22 protein-coding genes are annotated in these 23,567 nt (G+C 32.9%); 19 read left to right on the top strand and 3 right to left on the bottom strand.

What is annotated here, in order from left to right:
* Positions 1-16 precede the first annotated feature (16 nt).
* The 3 genes from GX308_00965 (at position 17) to GX308_00955 (ending at position 4,644) form a co-directional block, all read left to right on the top strand.
* Positions 17-2,125, top strand: coding sequence for a glycoside hydrolase family 3 protein (locus tag GX308_00965; GenBank protein ID NLK20662.1), 2,109 nt, complete (start codon positions 17-19; stop codon positions 2,123-2,125).
* A gap of 168 nt (positions 2,126-2,293) precedes the next feature.
* Positions 2,294-3,886 (top strand): histidine kinase, encoded by a 1,593-nt coding sequence (locus tag GX308_00960; GenBank protein ID NLK20661.1) that lies wholly within the window; start codon positions 2,294-2,296, stop codon positions 3,884-3,886.
* An 11-nt stretch (positions 3,887-3,897) separates the two neighbouring features.
* Positions 3,898-4,644 carry a response regulator gene (locus tag GX308_00955; protein NLK20660.1) on the top strand — a complete coding sequence of 249 codons (747 nt, stop codon included), beginning with the start codon at positions 3,898-3,900 and terminating at the stop codon, positions 4,642-4,644.
* A gap of 29 nt (positions 4,645-4,673) precedes the next feature.
* Here GX308_00955 and GX308_00950 read toward each other — a convergent pair whose 3' ends face one another.
* Entirely contained in the window at positions 4,674-6,581 is a 1,908-nt protein-coding gene (locus GX308_00950) for an ABC-F family ATP-binding cassette domain-containing protein (GenBank protein ID NLK20659.1), read from the bottom strand.
* 173 nt (positions 6,582-6,754) lie between these two features.
* Here GX308_00950 and GX308_00945 point away from each other — a divergent pair, with 173 nt between their 5' ends.
* Positions 6,755-7,414 carry a redox-sensing transcriptional repressor Rex gene (locus tag GX308_00945; protein NLK20658.1) on the top strand — a complete coding sequence of 220 codons (660 nt, stop codon included), beginning with the start codon at positions 6,755-6,757 and terminating at the stop codon, positions 7,412-7,414.
* Between the two features lie 30 nt (positions 7,415-7,444).
* On the top strand, positions 7,445-8,938 hold the full coding sequence (locus GX308_00940; GenBank protein NLK20657.1) for a DUF445 family protein: 1,494 nt from the start codon (positions 7,445-7,447) through the stop codon (positions 8,936-8,938).
* Positions 8,939-8,976: 38 nt separating this feature from the next.
* On the opposite strand, the gene GX308_00935 is transcribed toward GX308_00940, so the two are convergent.
* The gene (locus GX308_00935) at positions 8,977-9,474 is read right to left on the bottom strand and encodes a hypothetical protein (GenBank protein ID NLK20656.1); all 498 of its coding nucleotides are present in this window, start codon (positions 9,472-9,474) and stop codon (positions 8,977-8,979) included.
* Positions 9,475-9,727: 253 nt separating this feature from the next.
* Here GX308_00935 and GX308_00930 point away from each other — a divergent pair, with 253 nt between their 5' ends.
* The 14 genes from GX308_00930 to GX308_00865 all read left to right on the top strand — a co-directional run bounded on the left by GX308_00930 (position 9,728) and on the right by GX308_00865 (position 22,065).
* Positions 9,728-11,437: an S-layer homology domain-containing protein gene (locus GX308_00930; GenBank protein ID NLK20655.1), complete on the top strand. Its 1,710-nt coding sequence runs from the start codon at positions 9,728-9,730 to the stop codon at positions 11,435-11,437.
* Between the two features lie 91 nt (positions 11,438-11,528).
* A complete protein-coding gene (locus GX308_00925; protein NLK20654.1) occupies positions 11,529-12,026 on the top strand; it encodes a GNAT family N-acetyltransferase in 498 nt (165 codons plus the stop codon).
* A complete protein-coding gene (locus GX308_00920; protein NLK20653.1) occupies positions 12,004-12,624 on the top strand; it encodes a hypothetical protein in 621 nt (206 codons plus the stop codon). The genes GX308_00925 and GX308_00920 overlap by 23 nt, the downstream gene beginning before the upstream one ends.
* A gap of 4 nt (positions 12,625-12,628) precedes the next feature.
* The gene (locus GX308_00915) at positions 12,629-13,012 is read left to right on the top strand and encodes a holo-ACP synthase (protein ID NLK20652.1); all 384 of its coding nucleotides are present in this window, start codon (positions 12,629-12,631) and stop codon (positions 13,010-13,012) included.
* Positions 13,009-14,562 (top strand): NAD(P)H-hydrate dehydratase, encoded by a 1,554-nt coding sequence (locus tag GX308_00910; protein NLK20651.1) that lies wholly within the window; start codon positions 13,009-13,011, stop codon positions 14,560-14,562. The genes GX308_00915 and GX308_00910 overlap by 4 nt, the downstream gene beginning before the upstream one ends.
* A gap of 11 nt (positions 14,563-14,573) precedes the next feature.
* On the top strand, positions 14,574-15,020 hold the full coding sequence (locus GX308_00905) for a CBS domain-containing protein (protein ID NLK20650.1): 447 nt from the start codon (positions 14,574-14,576) through the stop codon (positions 15,018-15,020).
* A gap of 17 nt (positions 15,021-15,037) precedes the next feature.
* On the top strand, positions 15,038-15,685 hold the full coding sequence (locus tag GX308_00900; GenBank protein NLK20649.1) for an outer membrane lipoprotein carrier protein LolA: 648 nt from the start codon (positions 15,038-15,040) through the stop codon (positions 15,683-15,685).
* 22 nt (positions 15,686-15,707) lie between these two features.
* Positions 15,708-16,877 (top strand): alanine racemase, encoded by a 1,170-nt coding sequence (alr, locus tag GX308_00895; GenBank protein NLK20648.1) that lies wholly within the window; start codon positions 15,708-15,710, stop codon positions 16,875-16,877.
* Between the two features lie 71 nt (positions 16,878-16,948).
* Positions 16,949-17,164, top strand: coding sequence for a hypothetical protein (locus GX308_00890; GenBank protein NLK20647.1), 216 nt, complete (start codon positions 16,949-16,951; stop codon positions 17,162-17,164).
* Position 17,165: 1 nt separating this feature from the next.
* Positions 17,166-17,507 carry a type II toxin-antitoxin system PemK/MazF family toxin gene (locus GX308_00885; protein NLK20646.1) on the top strand — a complete coding sequence of 114 codons (342 nt, stop codon included), beginning with the start codon at positions 17,166-17,168 and terminating at the stop codon, positions 17,505-17,507.
* A 120-nt stretch (positions 17,508-17,627) separates the two neighbouring features.
* Entirely contained in the window at positions 17,628-18,416 is a 789-nt protein-coding gene (locus tag GX308_00880; GenBank protein ID NLK20645.1) for an amidohydrolase family protein, read from the top strand.
* Between the two features lie 21 nt (positions 18,417-18,437).
* On the top strand, positions 18,438-20,348 hold the full coding sequence (locus GX308_00875; protein ID NLK20644.1) for a 4Fe-4S dicluster domain-containing protein: 1,911 nt from the start codon (positions 18,438-18,440) through the stop codon (positions 20,346-20,348).
* 144 nt (positions 20,349-20,492) lie between these two features.
* Positions 20,493-21,269 (top strand): ABC transporter ATP-binding protein, encoded by a 777-nt coding sequence (locus GX308_00870; GenBank protein NLK20643.1) that lies wholly within the window; start codon positions 20,493-20,495, stop codon positions 21,267-21,269.
* On the top strand, positions 21,253-22,065 hold the full coding sequence (locus GX308_00865; GenBank protein ID NLK20642.1) for an ABC transporter permease: 813 nt from the start codon (positions 21,253-21,255) through the stop codon (positions 22,063-22,065). Before GX308_00870 ends, GX308_00865 begins: the two co-directional genes overlap by 17 nt.
* 5 nt (positions 22,066-22,070) lie before the next feature.
* Here the strand turns inward: GX308_00865 and GX308_00860 are convergent, their stop codons facing one another.
* Positions 22,071-23,432: an MATE family efflux transporter gene (locus GX308_00860; GenBank protein NLK20641.1), complete on the bottom strand. Its 1,362-nt coding sequence runs from the start codon at positions 23,430-23,432 to the stop codon at positions 22,071-22,073.
* Positions 23,433-23,567 lie beyond the last annotated feature (135 nt).

The following is a 23,567-nucleotide window of genomic DNA, read 5'->3' as shown; positions in this document are numbered from 1 at the left end:
CATAAGGAGGTATGTAATGAAACTTAACAATTCTTATATGGAAAAAGCAAAAAAATTGGTATCACAAATGACCCTAGAAGAAAAGGCAAGTCAACTTACTTATAATTCACCAGCAATTAAAAGACTTAATATTCCTGCTTATAATTGGTGGAATGAGGCACTGCATGGTGTTGCTAGGGCTGGGACAGCTACTAGTTTTCCTCAGGCAATTGGATTAGCGGCTATGTTTGATGAAGAATTTTTAAAAAAGATTGCCGATATTATAGCCGAAGAAGGAAGAGCAAAATATAATGAAAGCACAAAGCACGAAGATAGAGATATATATAAAGGGTTAACATTTTGGTCCCCAAATGTAAATATATTTAGAGATCCTAGGTGGGGAAGGGGACATGAAACTTATGGTGAAGATCCATTTTTATCTTCTAGACTAGGGGTAGCTTTTATAAAGGGCTTGCAAGGAGATAAGGAAGTAATGAAATCGGCAGCTTGTGCAAAACACTTTGCTGTCCATAGTGGCCCAGAGGATTTACGCCATGAATTTAATGCTGAAACAAACCAAAAAGATTTATGGGAAACATATTTACCTGCTTTTGAAGCCTGTGTAAAAGAAGGCAAAGTTGAATCAGTTATGGGAGCTTATAATAGAACTAATGGAGAACCTTGCTGTGGAAGTTATACCCTTCTTCGAGATATTTTAAGAGAAAAATGGGAATTTGAAGGCCATGTGGTATCTGATTGCTGGGCAATTAAAGATTTTCATATGTATCATATGGTAACTAGCACTCCACAAGAATCAGTAGCCTTGGCCATTGATTCAGGTTGTGATTTAAATTGTGGTAATATGTATTTGGTACTATTACAAGCTTTAGGCGAAGGATTAATAACAGAAGAACATATCACAAGGGCTGCGGAAAGATTATTTGCAACTAGGTTCAAATTAGGCCTTTTTGAAGGTAGTGAATTTGATAATATTCCTTATGAGGTAGTAGAATCTAAAGAACATATAGAGATTGCTATTGAAGCAGCAAGAAAAAGTATAGTATTATTAAAGAATGATGATATTTTACCTATTGATAAAAGTAAAGTTAAGACCATAGGAGTTATCGGTCCTAATGCCAATAGTAGGCTTGCTCTTAAGGGTAATTATTATGGAACATCCTCAAGATATATTACTTTACTTGAAGGAATTCAAGACGAGGTAGGAGAAGATATTCGTGTATTATATTCAAAGGGATGTGAACTGGTTAAGGATAGGACTGAAAATTTAGCCCAATCCCATGATAGACTTATGGAAGCAGTAACTGTAGCAGAACATAGTGATGTTGTAATTTTATGTCTTGGTCTTGACGAAACAATAGAAGGGGAGGAAATAGACGAGGGCAATAATTATGGCTCAGGGGATAAAAAGGATTTAGAATTACCGGAAGTGCAGAAAATGCTATTAGAAAGAATAGTAGCAGTGGGTAAACCAGTTATCCTTAGCCTTATAGCAGGAAGCGCCATTAATTTAAGTTATGCTCATCAAAACTGCAGTGGAATACTACTGGCTTGGTATCCGGGAGCAAGGGGAGGCAAGGCTGTAGCAGATATCTTATTTGGAAAGACTTCTCCTTCTGGAAAACTTCCCATTACATTTTATAAAACCCTCGATAATATGCCATCCTTTACAGATTATTCCATGAAGAATCGTACTTATCGATATATTGAAGAAAAGCCGTTATACCCTTTTGGATATGGGTTAACCTACGGGGAAATAGTATGCACCGGTGCAGAGCTTCTAGAAGTAGTTGAGATTGAAAAAGATATAAAAGTTGAAATTTCATTGGAAAATAAAGAAACGATAGCAACAGAAGATGTAGTACAAGTTTATATAAAAGATGAAGAATCACAATATGCAGTTAGGAATACAAGTTTATGTGGATTTTCTAGAGTTTTTTTAAATCCTAATGAAAGCAAAAAGATTACCATATCTATTCCTTTTGATTCTTTAAAGGCAGTCAATGATGCAGGAGAGAAAATCTTAGATAGTAAAAACTTTATTCTTTATGTAGGAACTTCAGGGGTCGATGAAAGAAGTGAAGAATTAACAGGGAAAAAATCTATTAGTATACCCATCACCCTATAATATTTAGAAAGGTATCCGATAGAAACCATGGGAAATATGATAAAAAAAATTAAAGAATGGTTTTACTCAAAAAGGTTAAAAGAAAAAGTAAGATTCTTATTCCTAATGTTAATTGTCTCCTATATCACTATATTCTTTTTGATATATTCTGTTTTCATTAGGAAGAATATGATTGAATATATGATGGATAATAATTATAACTCAATGGTTTCTATCGGGAATAACCTTAATATCGAGTTAGGAGCAATAAGCTCAATGAGTAAACTTATTATGACTAATAAAAATGTGGTGGATTATTTAAAGAGTAATAAAGATAAAAATAGCAGATTACCCCAAAATGCTATTACATCTATATATGATATTAGTAATACCTTTAATTACATATCTTCTGTGTATATATTTAGATTAGATGAGGATTATATAGATATTGGTAGGGAAGTTACCTATGTAGATAAAAAAATTATTAACAGTGAAAAATGGCGTGAAGAAATATTTGAAAAAGCAGGTTCTTATGTCATAAAAATTAATGGAGATGGGGCATTTTCAACAAGAACTGGGACTCCTATTATATCTTTTGTACGGGTCATTAATGATATGGATACTCAAAAACCCATAGGGTTGATAGTCATTAACTTAACTACGAATATACTTGAAAATACATATAAAGATATGATAAATAATGATAAGGGTTTTTGTTACTATGATAAAGATGCTAACATCCTATTTGGAGAGAAGATAGAAGAATTTTCCTATCAAGTAAAAATAGGCGACGAAAAGTTTAAACAGGTGGCAATACAAGGATTAATTAATTCCAAAGTATTATCCTATTATAATGTTCCGGATACCCCCTTTATTATAGCTAAGATTGAAAATCTTTATATTAGCAAATATATTTCTCCCCAGGGAATTATGATAATAACAATTATTATAGCCTTAACCATAGTATGTTTAGTTATTATTGGAGTTTTTATTTCTGTATATATTATTAAACCCATTGAAAAACTTGTACAATATATAGATATATCAAATTTCGGGTGGTCTAAAAAGGAAAGCACACTATTATCTGATAACCCAATGAAATACCTAAAAAAAATTAATGATAATAAATTGGTCGAAATTAATCGATTGGTTGAAGAATTATTAGAAAATGAAAAGGCAAAGCAAAGAGCCGAATTAGAAGTTTTACAAGAACAGATAAAACCTCATTTCTTATATAATACCCTAGGTACCATAGCAGATCTAGCTATACAAAATAATGATAATGAAGTTTATGATGCTATTGAAACCTTGGGAAATTTCTATAGAAAATTTTTAAGTAAGGGTAGCAAAGAAATCACCCTAAGGGATGAAATAGCCATTGTAAAGAACTACCTAAAACTTCAAAACTTAAGATATGAAGGGGTGTTCGAAGATATATATGATTTACAAGAAGAATTGCTAGATATTAGGGTACCGAAATTAATACTACAACCCCTAGTAGAAAATAGCCTATATCATGGAATAAGACCAAAAGGAGAAAAGGGAATTATAAAGATATCTGTTTATAAAAAGGATAAAAAGGTTCATATTACTGTTTATGACAGTGGAATAGGTATGGATAAGGAACAAATATCAACAATGATAAAGGGAAATAATAAAAAAAGCTTCGGCTTTAAGAGAACAATGGATAGGATAGGATATTATTATAGTATTGAGGATGTTTTCGATATTAGAAGCGAAGAAGGGGTATACTGTGAAGTTGATATTAAAATCCCCATATAAGGGAGGGTATAATGTATAAGGTAATGATAATAGATGATGAAAGAGCAATTAGGAATCTCCTAAAAAGGCTTATAGATTGGGAAGAACTTGGACTAGAAGTAGCTGGGGAAGCGGCTAGTGGTATTGAGGCCATTAATATCATTGATGAAGTACAACCAGATATAGCTTTTGTGGACATCAAAATGCCATTTATGGATGGTATTGAGTTTTCAAAACTTGCAATTAATCAGTATCCAAATTTGAAGGTTATTATTTTAACTGCTTTTGGAGACTTTGATTATGCGAGAGAATGCATAGGAGTAGGAGTATGTGATTATCTCTTAAAGCCCATTGTCAGAACTGAAATACAAGAAACCTTACATAGAATAATAAACAGATTAGAAACAGAGCCAAGGAAAGAGCGGGAAAATGAAATTACATATCAAGAAAGTAATACCACCCATAAAATAAAAGAATACATAAATAAAAATTATATTAAAGCAGATTTAAATTTAACATCCATAGCCCAAGTTTTCGGCTTTAACCCTAGTTATTTAAGTAGGCTATTTAAAGTTGAATCAGGAATGAATCTTAGTGATTATCTTTTAAAATGTCGGATAGAAAAAGCAATGGAATATGCAAAAAAAGGTAGCTTAATGTATATAACTGCTAAGATGGTAGGAATACCAGACCCTAATTATTTTGGAAAATGTTTTAAGAAATATACAGGAGAAAGTTATTCTGATTTTATAAAAGATAAATGTGATCAAAATCTATGAAAGAATGCAGAGTAAGAATCTGCATTCTTTCATAGATGATTTAAATTTTCCCATTCCAAATATAGGTTTTCCAGTTGTGCTTCTAATTTTAGCTTTTGTTCATATATAGATGTAGATTTTTCAGGATTGGTGTATATATCCTCAAGATTTAGCTTTTTATCACATTCTTTTATTTGATATTCTATTTCATGAATTTGATTTTCAATATCTTCGATTTGAGATTGGAGTCTTCGTAGATTGGTCTGTTCTTCTTTTTTTCTAAGCCAATCTTCTTTTATCGAAGAGGGCTTTTTATTTTGTGATGTTGTATCATTAGAGGTATTAGGTTTAAGTTGAGTCCTTTTTTCAATATAGTAATCGTAATTTCCAAGGTATTCCTTGATTCCCCTAGGATTAAGCTCTAGTATTCTAGTAGCTGTCCTATTGATAAAATATCTATCGTGGGATATATAAAGTACAGTACCCCTATAACTATTTATGGCATCCTCAAGGACTTCTTTAGATAATAAATCCAGGTGGTTTGTTGGTTCATCAAGGAGTAGAAAATTCCCTTCTGAAAGCATAATTTTAGCTAAAGATACCCGCCCTTTTTCCCCGCCACTTAAGGTAGAAATTTTTTTGAAAACCTCGTCGCCCTTAAATAAAAATGCAGCTAAAACATTTCTAATTTCTCCATGGGTTAATGTTGGATAGGAATCTGAAATTTCGTCAATAATAGTTTTGTTACAGGAAATATTTTGATGTTCCTGATCGTAATAGCCGATTTTTACATTAGCACCTAGATTAAAAGAACCATCATCGCAGTTAGTTTGATTTAAAATGATTCTAAAAAGCGTTGTCTTTCCTGCTCCATTAGGTCCTATAAGCGCTACTTTTTCACCTTTTTTTAAATCAAAGGATACATTTTCAAAAAGTTTTTTGCTATTATAAGCCTTAGATAGATTTTCTACATGAACAATATCATTGCCACTTTGAATTTTAGGCTCTAGATTAAGTGTCATAGAAGAAGGAAGTGCCTCTGGTTTTTCTATTTTATCGATTTTTTCTAAAGCTTTTTCGCGGCTTCTGGCCCTTTTTATTGACTTTTCACGGTTAAAAGAACGAAGGGTTTGAATTACTTCTTCTTGACGTTTAATTTCTTTTTGTTGATTTAGGTATTGATTAAGTTGTATTTCGCGATTAATCATCTTGTGTTTTGCATAAAAGGAGTAATTACCGTTATAGACCGATGCATTATTGTTTTCGATTTCAATAACCTTTGTCGTGATTCTATCTAAGAAATACCTATCATGGGATATTATAATAGCAGTTCCGGGGTAACTTTTAAGAAAGTCTTCCAGCCACTCAATAGCATTGATATCAAGATGGTTAGTAGGTTCATCCAAAAGTAAAACTGACGGGGAAGATAATAATATTCTTGCTAAGGCAATCCGGGTTTTTTCCCCACCGGATAAGATAGATACAGGTTGTGTAAATTGTTCTTCCCTAAAACCTAATCCCTTTAACACGCCTCTGATTTGGCTTTTGAAGCTATAGCCGTTTTTTTCTTCAAATTGATGTTGTAGGGTAGAATATTGATTCATGAGGTTAGTTAGGGTATCATTTCCATGGGTACTCATTTCTTTTTCAAGGAGACGAAGGTTTGCTTCCATTTCAATGAGATCTTGAAAAACTAAAAGCATCTCATCAAAAATATTATTATTAGTATTTATCTCCATATTTTGAGAAAGATATCCTAAGGATACCTCTTTAGGCTTAAAAATTTCACCGCTATCATAGGAGATTTCACCGGCCAGTATTTTAAATAGTGTGGACTTTCCGGCACCATTAATTCCTACAAGAGCAACTTTTTCTTTTTCTTCTATTTGAAAAGTAATATCCTTAAGAATTATATCTGTTCCAAAGGATTTATTTATATTTTTGCATGCTAGAATCATATTGACACCTCAATTTATTAACATATGGATAAAAGTGTAAGGTTTTTAAAATATAAACCTATAATATTTAATATGATATCAAAAAATACATATTAAAGAAAGGTATGATTGACATATTTTTTATAAGAATGTTATACTTTAGACATAGTTTTGTTGAAGGGAGAGAATAGGGATTGAGCGAAAATAGAAGAATTTCAATAGCGGTTATTAAGCGATTACCAAGGTATTATAGATATTTAGGGGAACTCCTTGAAAATGATATTACTCGGATTTCATCTAAGGAACTTAGTATACGAATGGGGGTTACAGCCTCACAAATTCGTCAAGACTTAAACAACTTTGGAGGTTTCGGACAACAAGGATATGGTTATAATGTGGAATATTTATACGAGGAGATTGCCAAAATATTAGGGATTAACAATACATATAAGGTTATTATTGTTGGAGTAGGTAATCTAGGACAAGCTTTAGCAAACTATATAAAGTTCGAGCAAAGAGGCTTTATTCTTAAAGGTTTATTTGATGTTAACCCAAGATTAATTGGGATGACCATAAGAGGGATAGAGGTAAGAGATATAGATGAAATGGAATCTTTTATTAAGGAAAATGAAATCGATGTGGCTTATTTGACTTTGCCAAAGACAAGAGTGAGAAAGGTTGCAGAGGATTTAACAAAATGGGGAATTAAAGGACTCTGGAACTTTTCACCGGTTGATATTGAAGTTTCTCCTGATGTCATAGTAGAGGATGTGCATTTATCCGATAGTCTAATGACTTTATCTTATAAAATTAATAGAAGGATGCTTAGAAAGGAAGCAGAATCAAAAAAATAGTATAAATGAATGGAAGTGTAAGGGTAAACTATGAATCTATTTGACTTTTTTATTAGTCCTATTGCGGGAAGTGTAATAGGATACTTTACTAATTGGCTTGCGATAAAAATGCTTTTTAAACCCCACGAAGAAAAAAGGGTGTTAGGGATTAAAGTTCCATTTACTCCCGGACTTATTCCTAAAGAAAAAGACAAAATAGCAAAAAAAATAGGGGTAACCGTAGGGGAACATCTTCTTTCTGAAGATGCAATAGTAAAAATTCTTATAGAGGAGAGGACTGTTGAAAGTATCCATAATAGGATATCGAATACTTTCTCCAATCTAAAAGAAAAAGAAGAAGGCATAGATGAAATGCTGGACTTTCTCTTGGGAGAGGATAAAATAAAAAGTTTAAAACTGATAGAAGATTACCTTGCGGGGTTTATTCTACAGAAGATTAGTTCTCCAGATTCCCTGGATAGGGTTGCGGAATTTATTACAGGACAAATAGAAAAAATATTAGATAAAAATGTGGCAGATATTAATGTAGATAGGCTGATACAAATTGACTTTATAAAAAATGACTTCTTAAAACAATGGGCGATTGACCTGGTAATAAGTTCAAAAGATAAGCTTAGGCAAGAGGATGCAACCTTATCTAAAATTATCCCCCCTGCCATAAGTAGTGGCATTAAGGATATGATTAAAAGTCAAATTCCGAACTATATGCCTATTTTATTAAGTTATATGGACAAACCCTCAATACAAGATAAAGTCAAAAAACTGTTAGTAGGCATCATTGAAGCTAATGTAGGGAAATTAGGACTTATGTTTGTTGATGAAAAAAGGGTGTATGATAAACTCGTTCATTACCTCGGAGAATATATAGAAAAAGATGAAAATCAAAAAGAAATAATAAAGCAAATAGAAGAATTTATCAATTATATCCTAGAAAAGCCTATAGGGTATTGGGTAAAGAGGATTGAATTTATCAGTGAAAAAGATAAAATAGAAAAAATATATGATAATATAATTTTCTATGTAAGCGATGGCGAAAACATAAATATATTCAAATCAAAACTTAGGGATTATTTATCTTACCAAGGAGATATGAATATCCTTGATATCGCTAAAAGATTTAAACCTAGCATATTATATGATATTAAAAAGTGGATTAAAACACATCACAAGGTACAAAAAGAAGAATTAAACCAGCTAGTTAAAAACCTTATTGCAAAGGAATTAGAAAAGATATTACAAATGCCAATTTCTAAATGGATGGAAGGATTACAACCTTCCACTGAAGAAACAATTAAAGAGTCGATATTGAAATTCTATAAGGATTTCGTTATAAATCATTCCGCTGATATTACTAAAGTGGTAAACATTCCCCATATAGTTGAGGAAAGGATTATAGAATTTGAAACGGATTATGCAGAGAAAATCATTTTATCGGTTGTAGATAAGGAGTTAAAGGCAATAACCTGGCTAGGAGCCGTTTTAGGATTTATAATAGGATTTTTCCCGGTAATTTTTAATATATAAATACGATAAAAAGCTAAGTTCGGTTTGAACTTAGCTTTTTATCGGCTCTTAAACATCTCACCAAAATTATCTGTATTGTCTCTTTTACTTTTTCCATTGCTAATTGTAATATCTAAAATAAAATTAGAAACATATATTTCATCAATAAAATTGCCTGAGGGAGTGTTTCTAAGCTCTTTTTTAATTGACTCAATAAAATAATTGGTTCCATCTTTTTTTGTAATATTATTATAATCAAGGGTAGGGATGATACTTAATATAGAGGATTCTAATTCCTTTATTTGTGATTCGGTTATATTGGGTTGAGAAACAGTAATGTAAAAATCAACAGCTAAGCTATGGTTCTCCCCATCAGAAGATTGGATGGAAGCATACATTTTTTTAATTGAAATGCCTTTTTCCTTCTGGGAAAAGGGAGATAGGGAAGGATAAATAACAGTAATGGTAATAAAAACAGAGGATAAAATCAATATGCAGGAAAACAGAATAATAATCAATATCCATTTTATATTGTATGAAGATTGGTTTTTTGCCATAATAGTTCACTCCTAATAGTTTATATGGATTCCGGGTAGGATTAGATAGGGATTTTTACCCTAGGATTTTCTATTTATATATGTATCGGTGATATTATATTGAAAGCTTAAATAAACTTTACAAACAAGAGTGGGGGATTAAATATATAATAATATTTAATCTAGTTGTAATAATAATTCAATATTTATCTTTTACAATGGATATATGCTTATCCATAAAAATAGATATATAGAAACTTTAGGGGGTCACAGGATGAAAAAGTGTGTTTTTAGATTGAGTGCATTTGTCTTGGTGCTGCTTTTACTAACTAATAATCTTTGGGCAAAGGAAGAAGGAAATTATGGATCTCCCCTTGGAATATATGAAGGTGAAATTGGCATTAAGATTATTAGCTTTTCCAAAAACTGGGCATCTGTAGAAAAATTAAAAACAATCTATGAAGAACTTCTTGAAAATTTTCATGGAGAGGAAATTTTTTACTTATCTACTATATACATTTACCCCGATTCCCCTGATGGAGTTGCAGGTCGTTATTACGAAGACTATGAAATTGATAATAAGGGAAAATACATATATAAAAAGAGCCGCTCTATAGAAATATTTAATGGAAATCAGTATACGGATATATCTCAATTTGCAAGGGTATTATCCCATGAATATGGGCATCATTTCACACTATACTATCTGTTAACCGGGGAAAATAAAAACTTCAATCAATGGAAAGAAACGGACTATGCAAAAATCAGGGGATTATTAGATAATAAAGATGTGGAATATTTTTCAGTTAATACGGTAGAGTATATTCATGAATGGGATATTTCAGAGATTGCTGCAGAAGATTATGTACAGCTTTTTGGCTCTCCTACAGCTAAAAAATCCATAGTTTACAAGGATGTGCAAGAAAGAGTGGATAATAATATAAAGGAGTATTATTATTCTACTAATAGTTTTAATCTTCTTCCACAGGAGAACTTGTCGATTCCCTTAGCAGCAGATGTGCCGGGGCTTTATCTTTATTGGCTTGAATTAGCAGGATATACTACTATAGACCCCAAATTGCCAATAAAGCCTACCCTGACAATTAAGAAATATAAGGAGGTTATGCCCGGATACTGGCAGTATGAAATCTCTTGGAATCCAATTTTATTTAACGATAAAGAATATGAATACACATTAGTATCTTACCCGGCGGAAGATAATAATTTTCCAAGACCCATAAAAACAGTATTAACAGGGGAACCTATGAAAGCTTACATAGGTAGTGCTATTAATTCTAATAATAAGGACACAAATAGATTAATATTAGACGATCAGTATAAAGGGGACTATTATTTTAGGCTTTTCATTAAAGATTCTAAAGGCTTTATTTTTTCAACAGAACCTATGAAATTTAATTTTGGTAACGAGAAAAAAGACTCAGTTTATAGAATGACGGATGTACCGCAAGGACATTGGGCCAGGGAATCTATCCAAACAGTTATAGACAAAAAAATAGCCAAGGGGTATGAGGACGGTTCTTATAAGCCAAATAATAAAATAACAAAAGCGGAGTTTATGACTATGTTAATGAGAGCCATAGATTATAAAGTAGTTGGAGGAAAAAACAATGCTCATTGGTTTATAAAAGAAGGATATTTTGAAGGGGCTAAGAAATTAAATCTTATAACAACTGCAGATTATGGCCATGATTATGGAAACTTAGATTTTGATGAGGCTATTACAAGAGAAGAAGTAGCCTTTATGGTAGGGAAAATTCTTAAGGGGCTAGGCTATGGGGAATCTGTTAATTATTCTGGAAGGTTTTCGGATACAAAAAATATAAAGCACAAAAAGGAGTTTGCTATAACAACATATTATTACATTATGGATGGATATTTAGATGGTACCTTTAAGCCCTTTCATACAACTACTAGGGCAGAGGCTGCAAGGATAATTTATAAATTATTGGATTTTACAGATTAATAAAAAACTCCGGGTAAATCGGAGTTTTTTATGTTAATTTATCTAATTCAATGATAAAATAAAAATAAACATAATAAAGTGGTGAAAAGATATGGTCAATATAAGGAAAGCCGATATAAAAGATATAAATCCTTTATTTGCCTTATGGAAAGAATTAATCATATCTCATATGGGTAAAAGAGTTGTTTATCCATTATCCGGTGTATGGAGGGAAGAAAAAACAAAAGAGTTACAATGGGCTATTGAAAGTGAACGTATTATTATTTATATTGTAGAATCAAACGATATTATTTTAGGTTATATTAGGGGAAGTGTACGAAGAAACCCACCACTATACGATATAGTATATGAAGGAAATATAGAAGAAATCTATATAAATCCAAAGTTTAGGAGACAGGGTTATGCTACTTTATTAGCAAATGCTATTATAAAGGAATTTGAAAAAAGAGAAATTGCTTTTATTAATCTTCATGTTGGTATTGGAAACAAAGGTGCCCAAGTATTTTGGAAAGACTTAGGATTCGATACCATATCATTTTATAAGAGGCGTAGGATAGGGGGGGAGAATGATGAATCTACCGTGGAATAAAAAGGAGCCAAAATTAAAATTAGAATTATTAAAAAAGAGTAATGTCCCTATCCTAATTCTAGATAATGTTTGGCATAATATCTTTCCTCCTGATAAGAAAACAAGAACAATACTGATATTAGAGGGAAAATTAAGCACCTTACTTAAACAACAGGGGCAGTTAAATAATAATCTTAAGGATTACTTGAAGTTAAAGAAAAAAATGATGGATGGGATACTAGAACTTACTACAGAGGTATTTACCAATGAGAATGAAAGAGCTAAAAAAGAAATGGAAAGAAACCAAAGAAATATTTTAGAGATAAATAGAAAAATAGAAGAAATTCAAGTTAGGCTAGATAAGATTCCTAAAGAAATAGAAGAAACTAATGGAAAGCTTTTGAGAGAAAGCGTTAAGGTATGCTATAAAGAGATGCGAGAACATCAGGAATATTTGAATGAATTAAACTCATGGATTGAGGAAACAAGGGAAAAATTAAAGAAGAAGTTAGAAAAAAAGGTGTTTCACGAGGAGAAAGCAACACAAATCTATACTTACCTACATAATTTGATAGGAGCGGAATTTATTGAGTATTTAGATAAACATTATTGGCGGTGATAAAATGATTGTAGGTATAGGAACGGATATAATCGAAATTAGAAGAATAGAGGAGGCTATCAAAAGAAATCCTAAATTTACAAATAAATGCTTTACTAAAGAAGAACAGGAGTTATTTAAGGATAAAAATAATAGTATTCAGACTATAGCAGGCACTTTTGCTGCTAAGGAAGCAGTAGTTAAGGCAATGGGAACAGGATTTAGAGGATTTGGGATACAGGATATAGAAATCCTTAGGGATAAAAAAGGTAAGCCCTATGTAAATTCATATAGTAATGCTAGATTAATATTTAATGAGTTAAACATTGCAGATGTTTTAATTAGTATATCTCATTGTAGGGATTATGCAGTAGCTTACGCATTAGCTAAGAGGGGGGGGAAGTTATGAAGGTATGTAGTGGAAAGGAAATGGAAGTCATAGACGATATTACCATCAATAAGATAGGCATACCAGGGATTGTGTTAATGGAAAATGCATCTATATGTATTTTGAATGAAATAAAAAAAGATTTAAGAGGTATTACAAACCCCAAAGTGTCCATTATTTGTGGGCAAGGAAATAATGGTGGGGATGGTCTTGGGGCTGCAAGGCATCTATTTAATCGAGATATAGATGTGACCATAATTTTTATCGGGGATTATCTTTTATTAAAAGGTGATGCTAGGATGAATTTTGATATTGCTCGAACCCTTCAAATACCCATGGAGATACTAAAAGAAGGAGTTTTTATAGATGATGAAATTGCAAACCTAATTCAAAAAAGCGATATCATAGTAGATGCCATTTTTGGAACAGGATTATCTAAAAAAATAAAGGGGGTTTTTAGCGATCTAATTGACTTAATTAATTTTTACGGAAAACATATTATTTCAGTGGACATTCCTTCGGGCGTTGATTCTAAAACAGGAGCTATTTTGGGTAATGCGGTAAAAGCTAATAAAACGATTACCTTGGCATTGCCTAAAAGTGGCCTTTATTTATATCCTGGGACAGAATGTGTAGGGGAATTAGTTATTGGGGATATAGGGATTCCAAAAATAGTGATAGATGAAATAGAATTAAAAATGAATGTACTTAAGAATGAAGAAATAAAAAGCCTTATTCCTAAGAGACCGCCAAGAAGTAATAAAGGAACTTATGGGAGAGTTCAAGTGATTGCAGGATCAAAGGGAATGACAGGGGCAGCAGCCCTCTCGTGCAAAGGGGCCTTTAGAATTGGAGCCGGTGTAGTTAATTTGGCCGTTCCAGAGAGTATAAACTATGTTTTAGAAGAAAAGTTGACGGAAGCAATTACTACCCCTCTCCCAGAGGACAGTGGAAAGATATGTGAAAAGAGTTTTGATACAATAAAATCTCAACTTGAAAAGGCTACAGTAATAGCCGTAGGGCCAGGGATGGGGCAAACTTTGGAAATCGTAAAGTTTATGGAAAAACTTATTACAAATACAACTGTTCCCTTGGTAGTTGATGCAGATGGGATTAATGCTATTGCAAAAAATATTAATATGTTAAAAAACTTAAGGGTACCTGTTGTTCTGACACCCCATCCAGGAGAAATGGGAAGATTAACAGGTAAAAGCATTGAAGAAATATTATCAGAACCCATAGAAATTGTAAGGGAATTTTGCCATAGGTGGAATATAATTTTGGTGTTAAAAGATGCTAGAACTATAATAGGACATCCCGATGGAGAAATATACATTAATACAACAGGAAATTCTGGAATGGCTGTTGCAGGTTCAGGAGATGTGTTAACTGGGATTATCTCGGGGTTGATTGCCCAAGGAATGAATCCCTATAAGGCAGCGGTATTAGGAACATTTTTACATGGCAAGGCGGGGGATTTAGTAGCCAATGAATTAGGTTTACATGGAATGCTAGCAGGGGATATATGTAATTGCATTCCAAAAGCAATTAAACTATACTATGAAAATTAGGAGGATGTAATATGAAAGCTAAAGATATTATGCAAAGAAATGTAATGTATGTAAAAAGAGATGCACGAATAGAAGAGGTTGCTAAAATATTATTTGAAAATAAGATAAGTGGAGTTCCGGTTGTGGAAGATGATAAGACAGTGATTGGCATAGTTACCGAAAAAGATTTATTGGTTAAGGATAAAGAACCAAGATTTCCGTCATATGTAGAGTTTTTGGGGAGTATAATATTCGTAGAGGGAGTAAAACAATATGATGAAGAGCTAAGAAAATTAGCGGCGACTGTTGCAGAAGAAATCATGACAAAGAATGTTTATACCATTACTGAGGAGGCTCCAGTCGAAGAAATTGCAAAAATCATGGTGGAAAAGGGTGTAAACCGTGTACCGGTAGTTGATGGGAAAGGAAAGCTAATAGGCATTATAAGCAGAGCTGATATGTTAAAGACAATCTTATAGTTTTATGGGGGGATTGCGTGAAAAAATTAAAAGCCTTATTTTTAGCAGTTACTATGGGATGTGTTATTCTTACCTCCTGTGCTCCTAAAAAGGTTCAAAAGTCACCTATAGAAGAAATTAATGACAAACTAATGACTATGGAAACCTATGGATGCATTGCTGATTTAACTTATATTTCCAATAAGGGGGAAAATACATATAAGACAAAGCAGTATTATAGAACTACGGGGGAGTATAGAGTTGAAATGATTGCTCCCGAGGAGGTAAAAGGCCTAGTAACTGTATATGATGGAGAAAAGGTGATGCAATATAATCCCCGAATAAATGGAGAGGTCATTGATGAAATCCCAGAATCGAAAAATCGAAACGAAATATTTTTAGGAGTATTTCTTAAAAACTATCTTCAATCTGAGGAAGTAACTTTAGAAGTCTTTAACATAAACGATGAGGAATATTCTGTTTTGGAAGCTGTAATCCCTGAGGGCGGTAAATATCTTGCTACGGAAAAATTATGGGTTTCAAATAAAACTTTAGAACCTAACAAGTTGATAGTATATGATATAGAGGGAAAAGAAAGAATCATTGTTAAATATGAACAATTTAAGTATAATATTAAGCTTGAGGATAGAATTTTTCGCATAAGTAAATCCAACGAAGGACAATGAGGTGTTTTAGGGGAGGATACAAATGACACAAGAACACTACCGTGTAATTGCAGAAATTAATTTGGATGCTATCAAACACAATATAAATCAAATTCAAAAAAACCTTACTAAGGACACAAATATTATGGCTATTGTCAAAGCTGATGCCTATGGCCATGGAGCTGTCGAGGTGTCAAAAGTATTATTAGAAAGCGGGGTAGAGCGTTTGGCAGTTGCCATCTTAGAAGAAGGCAAACAACTTAGAAGGGAAGGGTTTAATGTACCGATACTTATTTTAGGATATACTCCTCTTGAACTGGCAAATGAAATTGTTTCTTTTAATTTTACACAGACTGTATTTACTTATGAAATGGCAGAGGCTATTTCTTATGCAGCCCTAAAACAAAAGAAAGAAGCAAATATTCATATAAAAATCGATACAGGGATGGGGCGAATAGGCCTTAAGCCCAACCAAGCATCTTTGAATCTCATTGAAGAGATAAGCAAATTACCTAATATCAACATTGAGGGTATTTTTACCCACTTTTCTTCTGCAGATGAAGTTGACACAATCTTTACTAACCTACAATTTGAAAATTTTACTTCATTTACTAGAAGGTTGGAAGAACTAAACATTCACATTCCTATTAAACATTGTTCTAATAGTGCAGGCTTTATTAGCTACAAGAATATGCAAATGGACTTAATTCGTCCTGGAATCATACTCTATGGTTTATATCCTTCAGAAGAGGTTGAAAAAGAAACTTTGAACCTAAGACCTGCAATGACATTAAAGTCTCAAGTAGTATATGTAAAAGAAGTAGGGGAAGATGTTCCTATTAGTTATGGGAGAAAATTCATAACTAATAGAAAGACAAAGGTCGCTACAATCCCTGTAGGATATGCCGATGGGTATTCTAGAAGATTATCATCCATAGGCAGAGTATTGATAAAGGGGGCTTATGCTCCAATCATTGGAAATATATGCATGGACCAATTTATGGTTGATGTAACCCATATTCCCGGTGTAGAGGCTGGGGATGAGGTAGTTTTAATAGGAATGCAGGGAGATAAAATAATTTCTGCCGAGGAAATCGCCGAAAGCATAGGAACAATAAATTATGAAGTTGTATGTATGATAGGAAAAAGAATACCTAGGGTTTATAGAAAACATTGCATAAAAACCTATTTCATGGGCAAAGATATGAGATAGATATATGTGCAAATAAATTATCTTCCGATTGAGTGAAAAATATAAACTCGGTTTAAAGGGAGTGATTTGCAGTGTCAAGAGGAAAAAAGGTAATCAACATGAAAAAAAGTTCTAATATGGATGAATGGATAGCAAATAAAAATCACAGTCCCAAAGGGCAGATAAAAGATGTCATGATTAAAGGATATATAGAAATGGCAGAAATTAATTTAGGGTTATCAGAATACTGCTTTGAAGCTGAAAGAGAGGTTGAGCAGTTTTTTGAACAAATTGCGGAGTGTGAGTGACGTGGTAGTTAAACGAGGAGATGTTTTTTATGCTGATTTAAGTCCAGTTGTCGGATCTGAACAAGGAGGTGTGCGGCCAGTACTTATTGTACAAAATGATATCGGTAATAAATATAGCCCCACAGTTATATGTGCGGCAATCACTTCCCAGATTAATAAAGCAAAGCTACCTACTCATATAGAGGTTGATGCAACCTCTTATGATTTGGTAAAGGATTCAGTGGTTTTATTAGAACAGATTAGAACCATCGATAAGAAAAGGCTAAAAGAAAAGATTTGCCACCTAAATAAGGATTTAATGCATAAAGTGGATAAAGGCTTAGCCATAAGCTTCGGGCTATGATACATAGAGTAAGCACCCCCCTATTCTTCAAGGAAAGGGGGTTATTTTATTCTAGTTTAATTTGACAGAATATACTAAAAGTAATAAAATAGTAAGTAATCAAGCTAAGGAGAAAGCATTATGATAATTGATATACATACCCACTGCTTTGATAACAAAATTGCTAAAAAAGCAGTTCAAGTCTTGGAAAAAGAAGCTAATGTTAAGGCATACACAGATGGAACAATATCCGATTTAAAAAGGTCCATGGAAAAAAGCAAGATTGATATAAGTGTTATACAACCCATTGCAACGAAACCACAACAAACCCCCATAATTAATTCATGGATAGAATCAATTATGGATTCAAAGATTATACCCTTTGGAACAATTCACCCTGAATATGATGATTGGCAGGAGGAAATAAATAAATTAGCATCCCTTGGAGTTAAGGGCATAAAATTACATCCTGATTATCAAAAGTTTTATGTTGATGATATAAAACTTATGAAACTTTATGAAGAAATAATTAAAAAAGATATGGTTATTTTATTTCATGCGGGAATAGATATAGGCTTGCCAGAGCCTTGTCATTGCACTCCTAAAAGATTAAAAACGGTATTGAATAATATGAAAGGAGGAAAGATTATTGCAGCCCATATGGGAGGCTATAAACTATGGGAAGAAGTAGAAGAATATCTTTTGGGAGAAGACATATATTTTGATACGTCCTATACTTCTCATGCCATGAATATGGATTTTATGGAAAGGCTTATTAGGAATCATGGAGCAAAGAAAATTATTTTTGGTACTGATTCCCCATGGGGAGAACAAGAAAAAGAAGTAGGATTTATAAAAAGGCTTTCAATAACAGACGAAGAAAAAGAAAGGATTTTTGGAATAAATGCGGTAAAGCTATTAAAATTATGAAAGTATACGGAGGGAGATATAATGGGTACTTCTTTAATTTTTACTAATGATAATTGTATTGGTTGCAATAGGTGTATTTCTGCCTGTCCGATTCCGGAAGCTAATTTGGCACAAGAGGTGAATGGTAAAAATAAAATTGTGATTAATGGAGAAAAATGCATTCACTGCGGGAATTGTATAGATGCATGTGCCCATGATGCCAGGGATTATTATGATGATACCGATGCTTTTTTTGAAGACCTAAAAAAAGGCAAAAAGATATCCTTAATCGTTGCCCCATCTATCAGAACCAATTTTCCTGAAAACTACAAAAAGTTATTTGGGTATTTTAAGGCCGTAGGAATAAATTATATATATGATACATCTTTTGGGGCAGACATTACTACATGGGCTTATTTAAAAGCTATTCATGAGAAAAAGCTTTCAGGAACTATATCACAACCCTGTCCTGCTATAGTTAATTATATCGAAAGATATCAGCCGGGGTTATTACCAAAATTGGCCCCGATACATAGTCCTATGATGTGTGCAGCTGTATATATGAGAAAGTACGAAAAAATAGAAGACTCTTTTGCTTTTATTTCACCATGTATTGCTAAAAAGGATGAAATAGAGGATCAAAATACCAAAGGCATCATCAGGTATAATATTACCTTTAAGAAGTTAATCAATTATATAAGTAATAATATTGATTTATCCCAGTATCCAGAATGTGAATTTGATGGTATTAAAACTGAACTAGGGGCCATTTTTCCTAGGCATGGAGGCCTAAGGGAAAATGTGGAATTCCATTTAAATGGCCAAGTATGGATAAGGCAAATAGAGGGTCAGGGGGATGCCTATAGATATCTAAATGCCTATCAACAAAGGATAGGACAGGGGAAGGAACTTCCTCTTTTGGTGGATATCTTAAACTGTAGACATGGGTGCAATTTTGGAACAGGAACTTCAAAGCAAGAAACTGTAGATAATGCTGATTTGATACTTCACAATAAAAAACTAGCGACCATTAAAGAATCAAAGGGACTTAGAAAGAAGAAATCTGATTTATTTAAGTACTTTGATAAGAATTTGAACATTATAGATTTCGAAAGGGAATATGATTTAATACCCATAGAAGTATATGAAGTGAAAAAAGAAGAAATAAATGCAGCCTTTAATAAGCTTATGAAAGAAACTGATAGTGAAAAATCCATAGATTGTTCCTCCTGTGGATATAAGACTTGCCTAGAAATGGCAGGAGCTATTGCTAAAGGATTAAATTATGAAAAGAATTGTATTCATTATAATAAAAAAATGGTGGAATTGGAAAATGAGAAGATAGAGGAAAAGAATAAAGAAGTAGAAAGAATGTTTAGAGAAGTAAATAAGATGAGTCTGGATAGAAAGAAAGAAGCTGAAGATCTAAAAGATAATGTTGAACTAATAACCCAAGCGCTAGAACAGGTTACAAAGGCCAGCGAAGATACTGCGATAGTAGTAAATACCATAAGTGGTGAAACCAATGATGTGGTTGAACAGGTACAACAGTTAAGAGAAATAGTAGATTTGATACAAAGAAACATTAACAAATATGTAGAAACATCAGATGTTATCGTAAGTATATCTGAGCAGACGAACTTACTTGCCCTTAATGCCTCCATAGAATCGGCTAGGGCAGGAGAACATGGAAGGGGCTTTGCCGTTGTAGCAGAAGAGGTAAGGAAACTAGCAGAACAAACTAAGTTATCAGCAGAAACTGCCCAAAATAATAATCGTTCAACCCTTCCAAATTTACAAAAGATTATCTTTATGTCCCAATCTTTCTTAAGTAAAATGGAGGAAATAAACTCAGCTATTCAGACTATTGCTGCAAGCACCGAGGAAATTACATCCCAATCTGAAGAAATAGCTAGCACTGCATCCCTAATAGTTCAAAAACAAGAAGATTAGTAGTATTACAAATAGGAGTTATTCTTAGATAAAAACCTTTTTACATCTAAGAGTAACTCTTATTTAATTTGGAAAATTGTCACATTTAATCGTTTATTTTAATATATTAGTTATTGAAACACTTATTTTAGGGAGGCAGATAATATGAAGCCTGTCGTAGAATTAAAATCGATTGTAAAAAATTACCATACCCCTTCGGGAGAAACAAAGGCCATAGATAACCTCAGTTTTACCATTAACAAGGGGGAATTTATAAGTATTATAGGTCCTAGTGGATGTGGTAAATCAACCATTTTATCCTTAATTGCAGGGCTCATAAAGCCTTCTGCGGGGGAAACATTGGTTTTTGGAAAAGTAGTAAAGGGTACGTCTTCTAGGGTCGGGTATATGCTTCAAAAAGATCATTTATTTGAATGGCGGACAATTCTTAGAAATGTCTTTCTAGGTCTGGAAATCCAAAATAAGCTAACTGAAGAAAGTAAAAAGTATTCGAAGGAACTCTTAAATATGTATGGATTAGGAGAATTTGAAAATCATTTTCCTTCAGAATTATCGGGAGGAATGAGGCAAAGGGCAGCACTTATTAGGACCCTTGCAGTAAAACCAGACATTCTTCTTTTAGATGAGCCATTTTCGGCATTAGATTATCAAACTAGGCTAAGTGTAGCTGATGAAATAGGGAGCATTATCAAGAAAGAGAATAAGACTGCTATACTGGTTAGCCATGATATTTCTGAGGCTATAAGCATGGCTGATAAAGTAATAGTATTAACCCAAAGGCCGGCTAAGATTAAAGCGATTCACCCAATAAAGTTGTCTATTGATGATAGAACTCCACTTAAATCTAGGGAAGCCCCTGAATTCAGGGAATACTTTAACCTTATGTGGAAGGAGTTGAAGTCTGATGAAGAGCAGCAATAGTGTTTATTCAAATGAACATCTTAAGTATATGAATAAAATAAAAAAAACGAGGATAGCTGTTAAAATTACACAAGTCTCTATACTGGTAGGATTGCTTTTAATTTGGGAAGTAGCAGCATATTTCAAATGGATTGATCCATTCATATTTAGTCAACCTAGTAAAATTCTAAAAACTTCCTGGAATATGATATTAGACGGGAGCTTGTTCATTCACACAGGTGTTAGCCTTTTTGAAACAGTTTTAGGATTTCTCTTGAGTACATTTCTTGGTACAGCCATAGCAGTTTTATTATGGTGGAATAATTTTGTCCTAAAGGTTTCTGATCCTTATCTTGTTATTATTAATAGTCTTCCTAAGACAGCATTAGCTCCCATTCTTATAGTATGGATGGGTAATAATATGAAGTCTATTTTATTTACAGCCATATTAATGTCTATAGTCGTAACTACCCTAACAGTTTTGAGTGGTTTTTTAGAAGTGGACCATGATAAAATAAAATTGATTGAAACATTTGGAGGAGGTAAAAAAGATATCCTTAACAAGGTAATACTTCCCGCTAATGTTCCAACCATTATTAATGCCCTAAAGGTAAATGTTGGTTTATCTCTTGTAGGTGTTATGGTAGGAGAGTTTTTAGTAGCTCAATCAGGGTTAGGTTATCTTATTATATATGGCAGCCAAATCTTTAAATTAGATTGGGTAATGACGAGCATTGTTATACTTATTATACTAGCTGCCCTATTATACAAGGCGGTACTTATACTAGAAAAAAAGTTTCTTAAATGGAGAGAGTAAGTATGTTATCCCATGTGATTCACTAAATTGTGAATCCATTTTTTTGAAAGTAATCTACGAAGACCAAATATGGCTTTAAAAAGTTCTTCAGAAGATACCAAGGCAAATACCCAATAAATAGGAAGATTTAAAACTAGCCCTCCAATAAAGGCAAAGGGAACCCCGATAAGCCATACTCCAGCAGCATCCATAGCTAATCCATAGGTTGTATCTCCGCCACTTCTTAAGATTCCTACTACGGTAAATAGATTAAATACCTTAAAGGGTAATATCAGAGCAAAGATTGCTATTATCTTTGTAGAGTCTAAATAAACATTCTGAGAAATATTAAATATAGATAAAATAAGAGGAGAAGTTATTACTACGATAACCCCCATGATTAGAGCAAGAATAGGTCCTATAATGGCAAAACGTTTGGCATAGGAAAATGCCTTTTTTTCATTTCCATATCCGATTTCATTTCCTAACATGACCCCACAGGCACTACTTATACCAAAAAAGATGACCATGGCGATTTGCTCTACATTACTAGAAATGCTGATAGAAACAACAGCTTCCTTACCCATTCGACCATAAGCGATGGAGTAAAGAGTTGTCCCTAGAGCCCAAATAAATTCATTTAAAATAACAAATATAGTCGTTTTATAGAAGGCTTTCATAAAATCAGAAGAGATATCTATCATTTCTTTAAAAGAAGCTGCGAGGGAAGTATTTTTTTTATATACAATCCATAAAAACAACCCTAATTCGACTACTCTAGCAATAACGGTAGCAATTGCTGCTCCCCTAACCCCCATGGGATTAAATCCAAAATGACCAAAAATAAATGTCCAATTTAATAAGGTATTCACCCCAAGTGAAATCATACTGATTACCATAGGAATGACAGCTTCTCCAGTACTACGAAGGAGAATAGAGTAGGAAAAAGTAATGGCAGTAATGAGATAGCTAAATGCAACAATTCTTAGGTACTGGCTTCCTAAATCTATTACTTCGGTATCTTTTGCGAAAACATACATTAACTCTTTGGGAAAAAATATTGCCCCAATAGAGAAAATTATTGCAGCTATTCCCCCTGACACCAGACATATTCCCAGGACTTTTCTTATCCCTTTTATATCTTTTTTACTCCAAAATTGTGCTGTAAAGCTAGAGCCCCCGCTATTGATTCCAAATAAAATTAAGGTAAATAAGAAAAAAATCTTATTAGCTTGTGCCACGGCGGCTATAGGAGTTTCACCTATTTTCCCAATCATAAGAGTGTCTACCATATTTAACGAGGAAGAAATAAAGTTTTGTATAGCAATAGGGAGAGCTAAAGTAAAGAGGCGTTTATAAAATTCTATGTCTATTATTATTTTTTTCATGGTATTTTCATCTTTCTAGATAATTTAATTTTTTATGCATTTTTTTATTATATATGAAAAAGATAAAAAGAGAAAGATGAAAAAAGTAGTATTAAGTAAACTTATTATTATTTAATACGTATATAATATAAATAA

This window comes from Candidatus Epulonipiscium sp., assembly GCA_012519205.1.
Lineage (GTDB): Bacteria > Bacillota > Clostridia > Lachnospirales > Defluviitaleaceae > JAAYQR01.
This window is presented reverse-complemented; position numbering and strand designations above follow the sequence as displayed.

What these genes read in the sequence shown, in the direction of transcription:
- GX308_00965 (NLK20662.1), top strand. Translation starts at nt 17, where the DNA reads ATGAAACTTAACAATTCTTATATGGAAAAAGCAAAAAAATTGGTATCA.
- GX308_00960 (NLK20661.1), top strand. Translation starts at nt 2,294, where the DNA reads ATGATTGAATATATGATGGATAATAATTATAACTCAATGGTTTCTATC.
- GX308_00955 (NLK20660.1), top strand. Translation starts at nt 3,898, where the DNA reads ATGTATAAGGTAATGATAATAGATGATGAAAGAGCAATTAGGAATCTC.
- GX308_00950 (NLK20659.1), bottom strand. Translation starts at nt 6,581, where the DNA reads ATGATTCTAGCATGCAAAAATATAAATAAATCCTTTGGAACAGATATA.
- GX308_00940 (NLK20657.1), top strand. Translation starts at nt 7,445, where the DNA reads ATGAATCTATTTGACTTTTTTATTAGTCCTATTGCGGGAAGTGTAATA.
- GX308_00935 (NLK20656.1), bottom strand. Translation starts at nt 9,474, where the DNA reads ATGGCAAAAAACCAATCTTCATACAATATAAAATGGATATTGATTATT.
- GX308_00930 (NLK20655.1), top strand. Translation starts at nt 9,728, where the DNA reads ATGAAAAAGTGTGTTTTTAGATTGAGTGCATTTGTCTTGGTGCTGCTT.
- GX308_00925 (NLK20654.1), top strand. Translation starts at nt 11,529, where the DNA reads ATGGTCAATATAAGGAAAGCCGATATAAAAGATATAAATCCTTTATTT.
- GX308_00920 (NLK20653.1), top strand. Translation starts at nt 12,004, where the DNA reads ATGATGAATCTACCGTGGAATAAAAAGGAGCCAAAATTAAAATTAGAA.
- GX308_00915 (NLK20652.1), top strand. Translation starts at nt 12,629, where the DNA reads ATGATTGTAGGTATAGGAACGGATATAATCGAAATTAGAAGAATAGAG.
- GX308_00910 (NLK20651.1), top strand. Translation starts at nt 13,009, where the DNA reads ATGAAGGTATGTAGTGGAAAGGAAATGGAAGTCATAGACGATATTACC.
- GX308_00905 (NLK20650.1), top strand. Translation starts at nt 14,574, where the DNA reads ATGAAAGCTAAAGATATTATGCAAAGAAATGTAATGTATGTAAAAAGA.
- alr (NLK20648.1), top strand. Translation starts at nt 15,708, where the DNA reads ATGACACAAGAACACTACCGTGTAATTGCAGAAATTAATTTGGATGCT.
- GX308_00880 (NLK20645.1), top strand. Translation starts at nt 17,628, where the DNA reads ATGATAATTGATATACATACCCACTGCTTTGATAACAAAATTGCTAAA.
- GX308_00875 (NLK20644.1), top strand. Translation starts at nt 18,438, where the DNA reads ATGGGTACTTCTTTAATTTTTACTAATGATAATTGTATTGGTTGCAAT.
- GX308_00870 (NLK20643.1), top strand. Translation starts at nt 20,493, where the DNA reads ATGAAGCCTGTCGTAGAATTAAAATCGATTGTAAAAAATTACCATACC.
- GX308_00865 (NLK20642.1), top strand. Translation starts at nt 21,253, where the DNA reads ATGAAGAGCAGCAATAGTGTTTATTCAAATGAACATCTTAAGTATATG.
- GX308_00860 (NLK20641.1), bottom strand. Translation starts at nt 23,432, where the DNA reads ATGAAAAAAATAATAATAGACATAGAATTTTATAAACGCCTCTTTACT.